The 1,578-nt window shown below is 45.8% G+C and carries 2 protein-coding genes; both read left to right on the top strand.

The window, feature by feature from the left end; all coding sequences use genetic code 11:
- A partial coding sequence (locus WEIDD23_RS07525) for an MFS transporter (protein ID WP_242865464.1) occupies window positions 1-1,198 on the top strand: 1,198 nt, incomplete at its 5' end.
- A 9-nt stretch (window positions 1,199-1,207) separates the two neighbouring features.
- The coding region (locus WEIDD23_RS07530) for an ROK family protein (RefSeq protein WP_156469603.1) at window positions 1,208-1,578 on the top strand (371 nt) is incomplete at its 3' end.

A 1,578-nucleotide genomic window follows, 5' to 3' on the forward strand; every position in this document is an offset into this window, starting at 1 on the left:
CATCATGGATAAGCATGGTTGGCTGTTTAAGGCATCGTTGTTATCAATTGCAACGTTGACGAATGCAGCCGCAGCGGTACAGGTAACAGTACCAATGATTATGAAGGATTTACCAAACCAGTCGCAAGCGTCGATTGAATTATTGATGTCAGTGACGAGTTTTGGAATTCTGCTATTTATTTTATTGTCTAACTTTTTAACACGGTTGATTGGTAACAAAAAGACAGTGGTATTAGGTGTGGCAATCGCTGTGATTGCGGGGGTTATTCCCATGTTCACGGAAAACTATGCGGTCTTATTGGCGTCACGTTTCATGTTTGGTGCTGGTGTAGGATTGTTTAATTCATTAGCGATTTCGCTGATTTCGATTTACTACGAAGGCAAAGAACGTGATCGCTTGATTGGTTTTGAGAATGCTGCCGCGGCCGCCGCGACAACCATCTTTACTTGGTTGGTCGGTTATCTGATGTCATTTGGTTGGCACATGACATTTGGTGTGTATGCATTAGGCGTGATTCCACTGATTATGTTTGGCTTGTTTGTTTCAGATAAAACGCCAACGGTTACAGGTGCCTCAACGTCAACGGTTAGTACGCAAAAGCCCAAGCTGAATGCGACGATGATTGGCTATGGCATCTTTATGTTTATTTTGTTCGTGACGTACTTTGGGATGACCGTTAAAATTGCGCCATTATTCGAACAATCCGGTTATGGGACAGCTGCTGAAGCTAGTTTGATTTCAGGGATTAGCGCCGCTACGGGGTTTGTCGCTGGGGTAATTTTTGGATCAATTAAGCAAATTTTGGGCCGCTATATGATTGGTTTGGGTACTTTAGCAGGGGCCGTGATGGTGCTGGTCTTAAGTATGAGTCAAAACCTGATTTTGTCGGGGGTGGCGATTGCAGTGTACGGATTGGCCTTTGGTATGGCAGTGCCAGCCATTTACTCAGCCGTAGCAGCCAAGACGGACGAAGCCTCACAAAATTTGGGATCAACGATTTTGCTAGTTGCTGTTAATATGGGGGTTTTCTTGAGCCCATATGTGTTCCAACTAATCGCTTCGGCGTTCGGTGACACTTCAGCCGTCTTTAGTATGCGCGTTGACGGTTTGTTGGTGCTGGCATTAGCTGTTATTACTTTGGTGACTGCATCTTTGCAGAAGCCAGAACGTGCACCAAAACCAGTGCATGCAAAGTAGGGGATTATCATGACGAAAAATTATTTAGCAATCGATGTTGGGGGAACACGGTTAAAGGTGGGCTTGATTGACCGCGCCGGAAATATCATTGAAAAGTATAACGAACGCACCGTAACGACTGGATTGCCTGAATTCCTAGTTCAGTTACACCAGGTAATTGATCGGTACGCTGGCCAAATTCGAGGGGTGGCATTCAGTGTGCCTGGTAAAGTTGCCCATCCAACAGACACAATCAAAGGTGGGGGCGCGTTGACCTTTATGGACGGGGTTAATCTACGGGATGAGCTCCAACTTGATTTACCAGTCGCGGTCGAAAATGATGGTAAAGCAGCCGCGCTAGCTGAACTATGGCTTGGTGAGTTAAACGATGTGGCAGATGG

Origin of the sequence: Weissella sp. DD23 (assembly GCF_001579105.1) — a bacterium.
In the GTDB taxonomy this organism is placed as follows: domain Bacteria; phylum Bacillota; class Bacilli; order Lactobacillales; family Lactobacillaceae; genus Weissella; species Weissella cibaria.